Here is a 13,690-nt window from a genome sequence, read left to right on the forward strand (position 1 = left end):
GGGCTCGCTTGACCGACAACGGCAGAAATATACCCGACCGAGAAGTCTTGTCAAGGCATTATTCATAAAGTGCCCCCCGTTGGTGGTGTTTTTGGCTCAAGGCCGCCTTGTACGCCGGGAAGGCAGAATCCTGGATGTCAAACATTCGGGTGGCGTCAAAGTCCGCCCATTTTGTACTTTCGTTTCAAGCGTCAGACACTTCGCAACCGAATCTGACGAGGAGAAGGCAAAGGATGCCGTCTGTTTTTGGCTTATTCACGGATTGAACAGGACCGACTCAATGCGAATTGCAGTCCTCGCTGTAGTAGCGATCGCCGCCGTTGGAATGAATGCAAGCAAGGCTTGCGCGGAAATCGCCTGGGAAGGCAACTTGCGAGCAGCCCACGCCAAGGCTCAGCAGGAGGGCAAGCTGATGCTCCTGCACTTCTATCGAGACAACTGCGTGTGGTGCGATCGCTTGGAGGCCGGTTCGTTTCAGAACCCACAAGTTTCCGCGGCGATCAACCAGCAGTTCGTGCCGGTCAAGATTCACGGAACCAAGAATCCCAAGCTCGCCGAAATGTTCAAGATCACGCGGTATCCCACCGACGTGATCGTGACCACGGACGGCAAGGCCCTGTCGCACAACACCAGCCCACAAGAGCCGGAGAAATACATCGCGATGTTGTCGGGAGGCCTGCAAGCCTCCAAAGCGGCCGGCACGATGATCGCTGCTCAGGCTCCGGCTGCTCAGGCTCCGGCAGTTCAGGCACCTGCGGCACAACCATCCGCTGGTCAAAGTGTGGCGACGTCCCAACAGCCCGCCGTGTCGCAGCCGCCGTCCTATGCCCAGGCCGCCGCGATCGCAGCAGCACCGCCGTCGGCTCCACAACCGTCCGCGCCGGCAGTTGCCGCGTCCAACATGCCCACTCAAGTTCCCGCATCGACCGGGACTCAGCCACAATCCAATCAATTCGTGTTGCCGCACGCGGTTCCCGGTGCCACGACGGGGCAGTTGACTGGTGCTCGGATGGATGCACCGCGGGCTGATTCGATGTCGTTGACGTTGCCTGTTCAACCGACCGCCCAAGCAGCGAGCTCTGCTCAACAGCAAGTCGTTTCTCAAACACCACCTTTGCCAAAGAATGAATCAACACCGGAATTGGCGTTGCAAGGTTTCTGTGCCGTCTCGCTGCTGAACAACGATGGCTGGGTCGAGGGCAAGACAGAATTTGGCGTGATCCATCTCGGCAAGCTCTACTTGTTCGCAAGCAAGGAAGCGATGGATCTGTTCGTCCAGGACCCCATCCCCTACACGCCGATGCTCAATGAAATCGACGTCGTTCGATTCTTCGAAGAACGCCGCATCGTTGCCGGCAAACGCGAGTGGGGCGTCAAGGATCCGATCCATGGACGCATGTTCTTCTTTGCCGACAAAGCCGCCCGGGATCACTTTGAAATGTCGTTCGAGCGATACCTCGACGCGTCTATCAAGGTGATGGAGCAGGCCATTCAGGATGCGAATCCCGGTACCTAGCCCGGATGATTCATAACCCGACGCGTAAGCGAGGGATACTCGGTAAATCCCTCGCTTACGCGTCGGGTTATGAAAAACAATCTGCATTTCCCAGCGATGTCACAACTCATTGTCAAGAATCTGTTTGCGCTAAAATCAATCATCCGCGTGACTCATTCAAGCTAGCGCTCAATGGCTGACGCCAAAAATTGAATCGTGACAAATCACTGATCCTCATCCAAAGCCTCAAGCAGGGTTTCGCCGTAATCGAGATCTTGCCAAAGGTCCCAACGGGCAAGGAATTCTGGCGAATCCCAACACGCGATGGGTGGTGGTCCCCGTGATTCTGTGACGAAGGCGTCTATCATGGAGATTGGTTCTGCTCCCATTCTCCAAGCAATCGAAACACTCTCATGGCACTTCCCCCCTGGGCCGTTGACGCGATCCGTCGCGGGATCGTTGACGTGGCCCGCAAGGCCGGCGATCAAGAAACGCTTTCCAAACTCAAGCAACAAGCGACCGAGATCTTTCGCGATTTGCCCGATACCGCTGCGCGTAGTGTCGAAGCGATCGTGCGAACAGCAAAGACGGGGACTCAAACGTTGCAGCGTTGGGCAGACCGTCAGCCTGAAATCGCTGTCCCCTTGATCAATGCATCAGGACGTCTGCTGGACAACAAGCTGGGGTCGGGCTGCCCGATCCCGGATGCTGTCTTGCAAGTCGGTTGTGATTTGCTGCGTGGGGACTGCAAACGCGGTGGCCTACGAGAGCGGATTGACCACCGCTTGGATCAACTGGTATCTGGGCATGGTATCGCCGTTGCCGGCAACCTGGATCTGGCAATCGAAATGGTATCGCAACTCTCGCCCGAGTGGGGCTTGGCGATCCATCGCAGCCAAGCGATTCGATTGCCCAGCGGAACTCCATTGCCGGATGCGTTCGGCGCGTCCGCGATTCGCGAAGTCGGCGGCGTTCAGCGTATCGAACCCGATGACTTCAACGGACTCAGCCAAACGATTGTTGTATTGGCTGACGCGGGCGAAGTGGAGTTCACTTTGCCGACATCGATGAGCGACACGGTTCGCTTTGCGGTGGTGTTGCCGGTCGGGACGTTGACGGACGAACAAGACGGAGTACCCAGTGCAGCGGGACTGTTGGCCGGCGGTGTCGACTTGGTGATCCTGTCGGGCGATGGACTTGCTGGAGGACCGTCGTGCGGTTTACTGGTTGGCAGAACTGACTGGATCGAACGATTGACGTCGCATCCCCAGTGGCGAGGTCACGCGGCCAGCGATGCAGTTGCCGCGATGATGCTCAGTGCGTTGGAGCATCGAGCGGTCGATGTGACACCCGAATCGGATGTCTCCACGGTCCGGCAACTGATCGCAGTCAACGAAGACAATCTGCGGAGTCGCGCCGAACGAATGTCAACGCGACTCTCCGGGGCGGATTCGATCCACAGTTGTCAAATCACCGATCATCCTGCATGGCTGATTGAATCGGGACGTTGGCAGTTTCCATCGCGTCAACTGCGAGTTCGCCACACGTCTCGGTCGGCCACGCAGTGGGCAAGTGATTTGGCCCAAGGCGATCCCGCCATCAGCGTCGGAGTCGACGGTGACGAGATCGTGGTGGATTTGCGTTGGGTTCCGGCGTCGGCCGACGGTTCGCTTGCCGAACGTCTGGAGTCGTAGCCGGGAATGAAGCCAGCATCTCGGGTGGACGGCATCGTCGGACAGAGGGCGTCTCGCTAACATCGGCTCACGCCGCTATACCTGGGGGCTGCCAAGGGCGGACGTTGAACTCGTGAGGAGCCATGAATATGGACAAGAAGCAAAAGAAACGTTTGGATGTGATCAACAAGAAACTCCAGCACATGCGAAAGCAACTCTCCGGTTCACGAGAGCAAGCCGACGATGCGGACGAGCTCAAGGAACTGGAGACGACCATCGCTCAATTGGAAGCCGAAGCGGCCGAAATCAAAGGCTCCAAGTGAGTCACCTTGGAGCTCGGTTCCGGCCGGGATCAGGCGACTTCTGTCGGCTCCTGGCCGTCTTGGGCTCCTTCTTGGACGCCGGTTCGTAGAAACGATTGGCGTCGAACTGGCCTTGGAAAATTGGGTCCGTCAAGTAGTTCAAGCGACGGCATCGCAATTCGCCTTGACCGTGGATCGAAACGATCTGTTCGTTGTCCGAAAGGCTTCTCAGTACATTTGGCCCCGAGTCGAGGTAGTCGCCCCACTGAGTTGCCATGTCCCGATTGTAGATGCCAAACGTCTGCACCACGGCGCAGTTGTTCAAAATGGTTCGCCACGTTGTGGGGTAGTTGCCCCGCAGTTGGCTCAAGTCCTGCCAAATGGTGTGGACCCACACACCGTAGCCGGCCGCGAGCGTCATCAGCGTTTCCAGGAGCGGGAAATTTCCCAACTGCGCGGCTTCGTCGATCATCAGCAGCGTGTTGAGCTTGGGGCGGTGGCGTCGGCTCAAGATGGCTTTCATCAAAGTGCCGATCCAGAGTTTCATCAGCGGACGGTGGCTGACCAGGCGATCCGGTGGAATGATCAGGTAGATCGACAGCGGTTTGCCATCGACCACGTCCTGGAGCGAGAAACTGGTTTCCGATAACGTTCCGGCGACCGCCGGGCTCATCAAAGATTTGACATACGACTGAGCCGTGGCCAGGACGCCCCCACGTGTGACATCCGGCATGGCGATGGTGGCGGCAATCTCTCGGTACGCCATTTGATTCATCTGTTTCCCCATCACGTCGAGCAGAACGGCCATGCGGTACGATGGGTCGTCTCCGTGCAACGAGTCGACGATGGAATTCAAATTCGCTCGGCCTTCCGTGTCGGAGCTGGCGTTGGCGATCAGTCCCGAGTGAATCGCTTTGGCTTGAATGTCCCAGAAAGGTTCTTTGGTGGATTGGTTGACGGTTGCCATCAACTCGGCCAGCAACTGTGAATCGCTTTCCAAATCGGCGCCCGTCAGTCTCAGCACATCAAAGGGATTGAGGCAGTCCGAAGGTTCGTCGACCACGCCGAATGGATCCAAGCGGACGACTTGATGCCCCAGTTCACGGCGACGTCGCGCCGTGACGTGATACGCCTCGGCCTTTGGGTCGATCACGACGACGGGTCCCTGATAGGACAGCAGGTTTGGGATCACCGTGCCCACGCCTTTGCCCGCGCGAGTGGGCGCTATCGTGATCAAGTGGCCGTCGCCGCTGTACCGCACCAGATCACCACGTTTTCGAGGCGGTGGATGTTTTTGAGTGTGGAACCCAAGTTCCGACTGGTACTGGGACTGGTGACCCAAAACAATGCATTGCTCACCGGGCTCCGAACTCTTCTTGGAGGCTGGGGGCCGGCTGGTCGTTTTCGGTTTTGGTTTCTTGGTGCTCATGACAACTATCATTCCTTTCCAGAGTGTGCAGATGACTGTTATCTATGGCCCAGAATCGAAAACATCAGGGCGGTGGTGCTCAAAGAATTTGATACACACAAGGGACACTTGGTTCGCTCCGGCAGAGCGAAAGGACGTCTGATTGTCCCGAATCGGTTTGCCAGCTTTCGTCCTCTCCGTCCTGAGTAAACGACGGGCTCAGAATGCCTCCAGGAAAATTTCCGGAATTCATTGAGGCTCCGACGCGAGAAAAACGCAGTGAGATTTCAGGCGACAAGTGATTCGCCTGATTTCTCATGACTCTCCCACGGAACCGATCCGATGCTTCATAAAAATCGTTTGCTCGAACGCCTCGCCCTGCTCGTTCTGCCTGTCCTGCTGTGTGGGGCCAATTTGTCCGGGGCACAGGGTGAACTTGCCCCTCTTTCAGTCGAAAGTAACATTGTCGAAAGTGACGCCATCGCGACTCCTGTCCAACAGCGGACACTGCACCAGCGACTGTGCGAGCTGAATCCCAACTGGTCGGACAAAACGCCAAACCAGGACGCTGTTGCCAAGATCAACGCCGTGGACGATGACGTCGCTTTGATCCAAGCTCATTTTTCATTGGTGATTGAGCGACTAGAAACTGCGGACGTTGGACATCTGACATCCTCGCAATTGGCTCAGCGAATCGCAAACATTCAAAGCCTGCGAGAGTACATGATCGCGGGAGAGTTTCCTCAAAACATCTTTGTCCCTGGACGTCGTCCTGTGTTCATCGACCCGTGGGGCACTCACTGTGCCGTGGGGTATCTGATTGCCACATCGGGGCATTCTGAACTGGCGAATCGGATCAACCAAGAACATCAATTGGATGTGCTGTGCGACATCAAAACACGGGGGCTGCCGCAGTGGCAAACTGCATCCGGGCTGAGCGTAGCCGAACTGGCTTTGATTCAGCCGCACTACGCGTTTCGGAATTTCAGTCAGTCGATTGAGTATCCCGCAGAGATCGAATCGTTGATTCTGGGAGACTCGACGGCAGTGATCGAGGCCTTGGAGAGTGGCAAGCTGAACGTGGAAAGTCGCTGCGGGGGTAAGACGCTATTGCACTTCGCCGCCGCCGCAGGCGACTTGGAGTTGGCCAAACGCTTGGTGAAGCAGGGCGCCGACCTGAACGCCCTTTCCACGATGGGCTGTGACGAAGCGGAGATCGCCAAGGCGGGAAACCATCGCCGTTTTGAGGTTCGCTGGGACGCAGCGACTTTGGTCACTCAGGTCAGGTACTCATCGGCGATGGGACGAGTTTACAACTCCACCTCAGGTTCTTATGTCGCCGACGTCCTGCAAGATTTTTTCGGTGGGATGGATGGCAAGAATGCATTGCACTATGCGACGGCGGCGCCACGTGCATCGGGGAATCGTCCCGTTGCGTACATGATTCATGGATACGGATTTCAGAAACCGTTTGGCAAACCCTCGACCGAGATCAGCCCTATGCAGCAACTGAAGAACCGTCGCGCGGAAGTCGCTCAGTGGCTCCGCGAGCAAGGTTTGGAGTAGGGGGGCTAGCGTGGGCTGTTCAAAATTTGGGGTTGTGTCTTTTTGGGTTTGCGCAAGTTTATGTCCCTACTGCCGGCGCAGCTGGTGGCCCCAGTGAGCCTCAGGCGCTAGCCGTGGGCCTGAGGCGGATTGTGGTGCCGGCCCACGGCTAGCGCCTGAGGCTCACTTTGATTGCGACACGTGGAACAAAAACATTGACAAAAAAAACAATGTCAACACCAAACTTTGATCCGTCCCGGCTTAGCCCAAGTACGGCTTCAGTTTTGCAGCCATTTATCACTAGCGAACTGCCACTCCGCTTTCAGATCGTTTTTCAGGTCGCTGTCATGGATTTGCAATCCGGTACGCTCTAACGCAGCCAAGCCAATTCCAACTTCTGCTTCGTTCGGCGAAAGGTCACCGATGGCAGCGACGTGATGTATTCGTGGAACCGATCAAAGAGGCTTTCAAGCGTTGGGAGCGGGTTCCTTGTCTTGCTTCTTAAGTTTGCAGTGATATCGATCTCTCGGATGGCGTCGCCGTAGTTCATGCCCGCCAATTCAACTGTCAGCAGGCTTGCTATCGGCGAATAAAGCGCACTTCCACCGAAGGTATTGTAGGAGTTCTTCCAGCAATTGAATTCCATTACGATTTCGTCCGCCTTTCATTCAGAGGTGCAGCAACGCGCCTGCGATCTCTCGCACTCGACCCATTGTAATGCCGCTGCGTTGTTCGATGGCCAGTGGATGCTCGGTAGGCTCAAGTTCGATGAAAGGTCGCTCGCCCACACGCCGGGTATGGACTTGAGTCTTTAGGTTCAATGTGTCGGGATACAGAGGAAGCGAAGTGGAGAGCCAGCCAAAAAACGGCGGCTGAGCTTCTCGACCGGCCTGCTGCCAAATCTCGTGGCAACGCATGAAGCTTTCTTTACTGAGTGAAGCCCATACGCCCCAAATGAAGGGATCGTCATGGTCGACCACTGGCAATTCAAGGCAGCCGCGAATGAAAAAGAACTCTTCATCGATCACACAGAGGTCGTCCGTCAATTCGCAGCGATCCTGTCGCTCGGCTTCCGGGACGTTGGCGAGCATTGCCGGAGCGTTCGCACCGAACTCCATCGGCAATTCGTCGTGGTACTTGCCGCACGTCGCACACAGGAAACCGGATTGTGAACTGGCTTTGGTCATTGACGGATGCTCCTCACGAAACTGGCGACGGCAGCCATGTATTCTGTTCGATTCACGTGGAAGATTGAGTTGTGATTTCCGTGAGGAAATCGGACAAGTCGTTTTTCCCGCGAGCCAGCCCACTTGTGATTGCGTTCGGCGTGCGAGATGTCGATCAAGCCATCGTTTTCGGTGTGAAGTTGCAGCAACGGCTTTGTGTAGCCAGACAACTTTCGCTTGTGATTGAAGTGCCGCTTTACTTCTGCCTTGACATCTACCTCGTCGAAGCCAGCCGACTGCAGATCCGCGTATGTCAGAAACCGCTCCGACGGATCGGCGATGCCGCTTTCAATGATCAGCCCAGCAACCGTCGGCTGACGATGCGCCAGTTCAATGGCGTAGAGCGAACCGATTGACCGCCCAAAAACGATCGCCTTCTCAGGAGGAATTTCCGCGGCGTTCAGTGCTGATTCGCCATCATCCAGCATCGCGACAAGTTGTGCCTCGCCAGACGAACCACCGTATTCCCGGTACTCCACGAACAAGGAATTCAGTCCCATTTCAGCGAAGACATCGGTCAAGAAGGGCACGTAATCGGCAACGGCCTCTCCGTTGCCGTGGAAGTGAACCATGGTGAACTGAGTTGGATCGATCACTTTTCTATAGCAGGCCAATACAGCACCGCTTGTCTCCACAAAGAATGGATCATCGACAAACCGATCTTGAGGAAAGAGGTATCGGCCGCTGACTGCAGGATGGTCAAGAATGCTCATGTCAGATCCTCGCACGCCTTGAGCATCGCCTGCAGAGGTGCAGGGTCAGCCAAACGGTGATCATTGCCAACCGCAATCAACGACTCTGGCACCAGGTTGCTGTTGGCGACGAGCTCTTCCGAATTGGCAAACGGAATCACATCGTCTTTGCGTGAATGCAGAATGATGGTGTTGGGTTTTACCGTGTTTGCGGTGCCCCAATTCTGCCATGCTGGACACAGCAGGACCATTGGCGTGTCTGCACTTTGCATGTTCACGGCAACCGCCCCGCCACGAGACGAGCCGACGATCACATCGGGACTGTGTCGATTGTATTCGGCTTGCGCGGTGCGGACGGCAGCCTCAAAGTCGTCATCGTCAAGAGACGGGTTGATGACAATGTGCCCGGCGTCTTTTAGGTACGTCGGCTTGACGCCTCCGACAACGCTGTGCCACCCGTGCAAGAAAAGGATCTTCATTTTGCTCACCTAATGCCAAGTTCGAGAGTTGAGCTCTCTATTCGCAGCCCTATTTTCGCTCGCATGCTAGTGCGTGAGAAGTGTGCGTTCCGTTTCAGTCGAACGATTTGCCTCTTCCGAACCCAGGGTTGTAGGGAAATCCTCTATGATCAGAACAAACATGGGCGGGGTTTCAGCCAACAGGATGGTGAGGTTCATCGACTGGCTGGTATTGGGTGGAGCAAAAAAACGTGAGGTGTGTGGATGCCATTCTGGCCATTCAGAAAAAGCGAACCGGAGCAACTGACTGCAACGGAGTTGCGTGACAAGCTGATTGAGGCCGCAGCCTCGGGGTCTGGACGAAAGCTTCGTTCTCTCTGCAAGCAATACAAGACGCAGGTGGCAGAGCACATGGATGTGATCTGCAAGATTCCCGATGGAATGCTGACTGATGACCGCTCGATCGACCAGTACTTCCCAAAACTTGCGGCGGTCGCGCAATGCCTTGCCCATGAATGTGGCGAGCCCGAACTGTGGAACAAACTCTGCGGTGACCCTGCCGACAACCCTCTGATGCAGATGGATCACTGGTATGGTGAGATGCCTCAGCGGATGGAACGATTGGAATACGAGGAGTTGATTGCTGAGGCGAAGGGTTTTATTGGGAAGGTAAAATCACTTCGCGGTGGCCCCGCACGTCTCAATGAGTGTTATCTCAACGCCCGCCTGGGTCAGTTGCTGTTCCATTGCGGCAGAGTCAACGAAGCCATTGAACCATTCTCGGCCGCTCTGGCGATCTGCATCGAGAACGATGATGTCGAGGGCCAAGTCGCCTATCTGAGCAGCTTGCTTGAGGTCCACCGCTATCTGGATGATGGCCATGTCGTCGAAACGGCCGAGCAATTATTGGCAGCACGACGCAGGGGAGGCTTGCCGACCGAGGATATCGAGAAACAACTTGAGTTACTGCACAAGGGAGAACCACTCTGCCGAATCGTCTGCCTTCATGATGGTCGAGAATTGGAATTGGACGAAGTGAACAGCCTTGGTGAGGGAAGGTACCAGTTCTTGTTTCGTCGCAATCGCATCTCACTCCAGAAAGCGACTACGCTCACCAGCCAAGGGAACGAGCTAGCGTCTTCGGGGCAATACGCGGCCGCTTTGGAGAAATATCACGAAGCCAGTGATATCGATCCGTATGACCCCGATCCGGTCTACCAAAGCGGCATGTGCCTGATTGAACTCGGTGCGTACGCCAAAGCACGAGAAGCGTTTGAAGAAGTGGAACGGCTGGCACCCGGTTGGTTTCGTTGCCGGGCGGACCGTTGGATGGCAGATGGTTTGGATCAGGGGACGATCTCGAACGAAGAGTACTTGCTTGTCCGAACTCTGGACGACGGTGGTTTGAGCGATCAGGAGGCGAGGTCGCTCGTCATTCAGGGCGTGGAGCGATGCCCAGACTTTGCGCCCCTGTACTTGTTCCTCGGGAATCTATGTGAGAATGAAGCCGACTGTATTGCGACCTACCGCAAGGGACTGGAGCTTGTGGAAGAACCCGACTTGGAAAGTCGTCTGCTGTGTGCGTTGGCCGGGCGGTTGCCACCTGAGTCGCCTGAACGAAAAACCCTCGTGGAGCGAGCGGTCGCATTGAAAGGGAGTCTTGTCGCGCTGGCCTCTGCGAAGCTGATGCGGTTGCAATGAAGCTTCGTGCTTGCAGCTCCGTCATTCGTGGCCAGCCTAATCCTGGACTGCTCAGAGTTTGCTATTCACATATCTTTTTGATGCCACCGTTTTAATGCCCGCGTCACCTCCACCAAGGAACTTGGGGGAGGTCGCGCTTAGCCGTTCAGGCGAATGCGAGGGAGGGGGTATGGGTGAAGGAATAGGTTCACCAACGCGGTTTGCGGCGCGTAGGCCCCCTCCCGGATCTTGCTTCGCTCGATCCGACCTCCCCCGGCTGCGCCGGTGGAGGTGACAGAAAACTTGCGCAAACCCGTAATGACACAACACCAAACGTTGAGCAGCCCAGTCTAATCCTCAGCAGTTAGCGACTAGACTCCCGTTTGGACGACGGGTTGAGTATGTCGGTCGCTACACAAGACGACCAGTAAATTGGAGACCAGCGACGCACGTTGCTGCGCATCGAGTTCGACGATCTGGTCCCGCTTGAGATGCTCAAGCGCCATCTCGACCATTCCGACCGCACCGTCGACGATCTTGGTTCTGGCTGCGACGACGGCACTGGCTTGTTGCCGCTGCAGCATGGCAGCCGCGATCTCTTGAGCGTAGGCAAGGTGACTGATACGAGCTTCCAGCACGCTCACACCTGCTTTGCCCAGGCGGTCTTGAATGTCTTCACGCAATCGATCGCAGATTTCATCGGTGCTGCCTCGCAAAGAAATCTCGTTGTCGGTGCTGTCGTAGGGATACCGAGTGGCCAGATTTCTCAACGCAGCTTCGCTTTGCACTTCGACGTAGTTTTCATAGTCATCGACTTCGAACAAGGCTTCTGCGGTATCGACGACCTTCCAAACCACCACCGCAGAAATCTCGATCGGATTGCCATCACTGTCGTTCACTTTGGAAGGACGTCCTGCCGAGCGAGTCTTGTGCTGAGTAACGATTCCCTGCTGATTCTTTTGCTCAGGAGTGGTTGACGACCCCGTCTCGAAGTTCCGAATCCGCAGACTCACCTTTCGCTTTGAGTAAAACGGGTTGACCCAATAGAACCCTGACGATTTGATTGTTCCGCGATACTCACCAAAGAGCAACAGGACGCGTGAATCGTTTGGTTGGACGGCAACCAACCCGAACAAAGAGATGAAACAAGCCAGCAGAAGCAAGATCCAAAGTGGGATCAGGATGGCCGTCGTTCCCATCGCAGCAGACACGATGATCAATCCCACGGACGCCAACATTCCGATCAATCCGCCAAAGAGAGGTCCCCAGCCGGGCATTGGGGTGGAGAGGACTTGTTCAACGATTTCGACATGATTTGCGGTGTGACTGGACACGGGTTGGCTGGACACGGGGTTCTCCAGGATGAGATGAATGTTGCATTGCTTTCGATGGTGTTATCCAGGCACAAATTGAGCCGCCTCGGGGCGCGGGATGCGGAGCAAGTAAGCAACTTGTATCGTTAGCGAACGACAATTGTCGCTCGACTTTCCAAGTCGATCGCGTGCCCCGTCAAGCTTTTTGCCATTGCAACCAAGTTGTGTAGCCGCCGCTGAGATTGGCGGCATCGAATCCGGCTTGACGCAATACGCGAGTGGCCAAGTAACCGCGTTGGCCGACTTTGCAATAAGCGGTGATGGGCTTGTCACGGGGCAACTCGTTGAGCCTGTCACGCAATGATTCGATGGAGATATTCGTCGCGTTGGGAATGTGGCCCGCTGCGAATTCAGGTTCACTGCGTACATCGAGCAAGAACACTGAACCGTCATGACCGTTACCGAGGGATTCGACATGAACCACCGGTTGGTCACCGCGCAAAACGCCCGATGCGACGAAGCCGGCCATGTTGATGGGATCTTTCGCGTGTCCGTACTGAGGTGCGTAGCATAACTCGACTTCTTCCAGGTCATAAACCGTCAGGCCGGCCTGGATCGCCATCGAGAGTACATCGATACGTTTATCGACTCCGTTGGTTCCTGCACCTTGAGCACCAAGAATAGCGCCGGTCGCTGGATCAAAAAGGACCTTGAGTGTCATTCCCGTTGCACCGGGATAGTAACCCGCGTGATCCGAGGGATGGATGTAGATCTTTTCGTAGGCGGTCTCCGAACGCAGCAATTGTTTTTCGCTGTGTCCGGTCATGGCAACCGTCTTTCCAAACACACCGACGATCGCCGTGCCTTGGGTCCCGCGATAGGTCGACGGGCGACCAAAGATATGGTCCGCGGCGGTCCTTCCTTGGCGGTTGGCTGGACCTGCCAGTGGAACTTGCACGGGGCGTTTGGAGATGAAATCTGAAACTTGCGCTACATCACCCACTGCATAGATATCCGGGTCACTGGTTTGCATGTGATCATTTGTGATGATCCCGCCGGCGGAGGTGCATTGCAGTCCTGCTTGGACGGCAAGTCCGCTTTCGGGGCGAACGCCCACGCACAGAACCACGAAATCGGCTTTCAATTCCGATCCGGATTTCAAGCGAACGGTCAGTTCGTTGTCTTGGTCAACAAATTCGTCGGCTGTCTCCCCCAACCGCAGTTCGACGCCTTTTTCGATCAAGTGCTGTTGCACGCCGGCGACCATCTCAGGATCCCAGGGAGGCAGGATTTGATCGGCAAGTTCGACGACCGTGACATGGATGCCTCGGTGGACCAGGTTTTCGGCGACTTCCATTCCGATGAACCCGGCTCCGACGATGACGGATCGCCGATTCCCGGACGTCACGACATCGTGCATCCGATCGGCGTCTTGCAGATCGCGTAATTGCATGATGCGAGGACTATCGATCCCCGGGATCGGCGGGCGAAACGGTGCAGCACCCGTTGAGATGACAAGTTTGTCGTAGCTTTCAGTGTACTCCCGGCCGGATTGCAAGTCCCGAACGTGGACCTCTCGTGCGTCACGATCAATCTGGATGACTTCCGATCGTACGCGAACGTCCAAGCGGTGGCGTTGCCGGAGCATTTCGATCGGCGCGACGAGCAGCTTGCTGCGAGTTTCGATCAGTCCGCCGACGTAGTAAGGGAGTCCACAATTGGCGAACGAGGGCTGTTCTCCTCTTTCCAAAACGACGATCTCGCTCTCGTCACTCAAGCGTCTTGCTCGAGCCGCCGCGGAAGCTCCTCCCGCAACACCGCCAATGATCACAATCTTCATGCTTGAATCGTCTCTTATCAAAATCTCATCCGACACACTTCATAGGTTTTCCGCATTC

General features: G+C 55.9%; 12 protein-coding genes. 5 read left to right on the top strand and 7 right to left on the bottom strand.

Features of this window, described 5'->3' with window-relative positions:
- Nucleotides 1–280 precede the first annotated feature (280 nt).
- From Pla52nx_RS05060 to Pla52nx_RS05070, 3 genes are all read left to right on the top strand, one after another.
- The gene (locus Pla52nx_RS05060) at nucleotides 281–1,516 is read left to right on the top strand and encodes a DUF255 domain-containing protein (protein ID WP_231741949.1); all 1,236 of its coding nucleotides are present in this window, start codon (nucleotides 281–283) and stop codon (nucleotides 1,514–1,516) included.
- A 392-nt stretch (nucleotides 1,517–1,908) separates the two neighbouring features.
- Complete coding sequence (locus Pla52nx_RS05065; RefSeq protein ID WP_146519937.1) at nucleotides 1,909–3,189, top strand: hypothetical protein; 1,281 nt, start codon at nucleotides 1,909–1,911, stop codon at nucleotides 3,187–3,189.
- 128 nt (nucleotides 3,190–3,317) lie between these two features.
- Nucleotides 3,318–3,491 carry a hypothetical protein gene (locus tag Pla52nx_RS05070; RefSeq protein ID WP_231741948.1) on the top strand — a complete coding sequence of 58 codons (174 nt, stop codon included), beginning with the start codon at nucleotides 3,318–3,320 and terminating at the stop codon, nucleotides 3,489–3,491.
- Between the two features lies 1 nt (nucleotide 3,492).
- Here Pla52nx_RS05070 and Pla52nx_RS05075 read toward each other — a convergent pair whose 3' ends face one another.
- Entirely contained in the window at nucleotides 3,493–4,899 is a 1,407-nt protein-coding gene (locus Pla52nx_RS05075) for a type IV secretory system conjugative DNA transfer family protein (RefSeq protein WP_197454560.1), read from the bottom strand.
- 321 nt (nucleotides 4,900–5,220) lie between these two features.
- On the opposite strand from Pla52nx_RS05075, the gene Pla52nx_RS05080 reads away from it, so the two are divergent.
- Entirely contained in the window at nucleotides 5,221–6,444 is a 1,224-nt protein-coding gene (locus tag Pla52nx_RS05080; RefSeq protein ID WP_146519935.1) for an ankyrin repeat domain-containing protein, read from the top strand.
- A gap of 349 nt (nucleotides 6,445–6,793) precedes the next feature.
- Here Pla52nx_RS05080 and Pla52nx_RS05085 read toward each other — a convergent pair whose 3' ends face one another.
- From Pla52nx_RS05085 to Pla52nx_RS05100, 4 genes are read right to left on the bottom strand one after another with little or no spacing between them, the layout of a single operon-like run.
- Nucleotides 6,794–7,069, bottom strand: coding sequence for a hypothetical protein (locus Pla52nx_RS05085; protein WP_146519934.1), 276 nt, complete (start codon nucleotides 7,067–7,069; stop codon nucleotides 6,794–6,796).
- A gap of 22 nt (nucleotides 7,070–7,091) precedes the next feature.
- Nucleotides 7,092–7,610 (bottom strand): DUF2199 domain-containing protein, encoded by a 519-nt coding sequence (locus Pla52nx_RS05090; RefSeq protein WP_146519933.1) that lies wholly within the window; start codon nucleotides 7,608–7,610, stop codon nucleotides 7,092–7,094.
- Nucleotides 7,607–8,362, bottom strand: a complete 756-nt coding sequence (locus Pla52nx_RS05095) for an alpha/beta hydrolase (RefSeq protein WP_146519932.1) — start codon at nucleotides 8,360–8,362, stop codon at nucleotides 7,607–7,609. The genes Pla52nx_RS05090 and Pla52nx_RS05095 overlap by 4 nt, the downstream gene beginning before the upstream one ends.
- On the bottom strand, nucleotides 8,359–8,820 hold the full coding sequence (locus Pla52nx_RS05100; RefSeq protein WP_146519931.1) for an alpha/beta hydrolase: 462 nt from the start codon (nucleotides 8,818–8,820) through the stop codon (nucleotides 8,359–8,361). The genes Pla52nx_RS05095 and Pla52nx_RS05100 overlap by 4 nt, the downstream gene beginning before the upstream one ends.
- 243 nt (nucleotides 8,821–9,063) lie before the next feature.
- Here Pla52nx_RS05100 and Pla52nx_RS05105 point away from each other — a divergent pair, with 243 nt between their 5' ends.
- Nucleotides 9,064–10,500, top strand: a complete 1,437-nt coding sequence (locus tag Pla52nx_RS05105) for a tetratricopeptide repeat protein (protein WP_146519930.1) — start codon at nucleotides 9,064–9,066, stop codon at nucleotides 10,498–10,500.
- A 350-nt stretch (nucleotides 10,501–10,850) separates the two neighbouring features.
- On the opposite strand, the gene Pla52nx_RS05110 is transcribed toward Pla52nx_RS05105, so the two are convergent.
- Together Pla52nx_RS05110 and Pla52nx_RS05115 are read right to left on the bottom strand one after the other, a co-directional pair.
- Nucleotides 10,851–11,828, bottom strand: a complete 978-nt coding sequence (locus Pla52nx_RS05110; RefSeq protein ID WP_231741947.1) for an SPFH domain-containing protein — start codon at nucleotides 11,826–11,828, stop codon at nucleotides 10,851–10,853.
- Nucleotides 11,829–11,988: 160 nt separating this feature from the next.
- Nucleotides 11,989–13,632 carry an FAD-dependent oxidoreductase gene (locus Pla52nx_RS05115; RefSeq protein WP_146519929.1) on the bottom strand — a complete coding sequence of 548 codons (1,644 nt, stop codon included), beginning with the start codon at nucleotides 13,630–13,632 and terminating at the stop codon, nucleotides 11,989–11,991.
- Nucleotides 13,633–13,690: the final 58 nt, after the last annotated feature.

Source organism: Stieleria varia (assembly GCF_038443385.1).
GTDB lineage: Bacteria > Planctomycetota > Planctomycetia > Pirellulales > Pirellulaceae > Stieleria > Stieleria varia.

Excerpts from the sequence above, each read along its gene's own strand:
- Pla52nx_RS05060 (WP_231741949.1), top strand. The coding sequence starts at position 281 with ATGCGAATTGCAGTCCTCGCTGTAGTAGCGATCGCCGCCGTTGGAATG.
- Pla52nx_RS05065 (WP_146519937.1), top strand. The coding sequence starts at position 1,909 with ATGGCACTTCCCCCCTGGGCCGTTGACGCGATCCGTCGCGGGATCGTT.
- Pla52nx_RS05070 (WP_231741948.1), top strand. The coding sequence starts at position 3,318 with ATGGACAAGAAGCAAAAGAAACGTTTGGATGTGATCAACAAGAAACTC.
- Pla52nx_RS05075 (WP_197454560.1), bottom strand. The coding sequence starts at position 4,899 with ATGAGCACCAAGAAACCAAAACCGAAAACGACCAGCCGGCCCCCAGCC.
- Pla52nx_RS05080 (WP_146519935.1), top strand. The coding sequence starts at position 5,221 with ATGCTTCATAAAAATCGTTTGCTCGAACGCCTCGCCCTGCTCGTTCTG.
- Pla52nx_RS05085 (WP_146519934.1), bottom strand. The coding sequence starts at position 7,069 with ATGGAATTCAATTGCTGGAAGAACTCCTACAATACCTTCGGTGGAAGT.
- Pla52nx_RS05090 (WP_146519933.1), bottom strand. The coding sequence starts at position 7,610 with ATGACCAAAGCCAGTTCACAATCCGGTTTCCTGTGTGCGACGTGCGGC.
- Pla52nx_RS05095 (WP_146519932.1), bottom strand. The coding sequence starts at position 8,362 with ATGAGCATTCTTGACCATCCTGCAGTCAGCGGCCGATACCTCTTTCCT.
- Pla52nx_RS05100 (WP_146519931.1), bottom strand. The coding sequence starts at position 8,820 with ATGAAGATCCTTTTCTTGCACGGGTGGCACAGCGTTGTCGGAGGCGTC.
- Pla52nx_RS05105 (WP_146519930.1), top strand. The coding sequence starts at position 9,064 with ATGCCATTCTGGCCATTCAGAAAAAGCGAACCGGAGCAACTGACTGCA.
- Pla52nx_RS05115 (WP_146519929.1), bottom strand. The coding sequence starts at position 13,632 with ATGAAGATTGTGATCATTGGCGGTGTTGCGGGAGGAGCTTCCGCGGCG.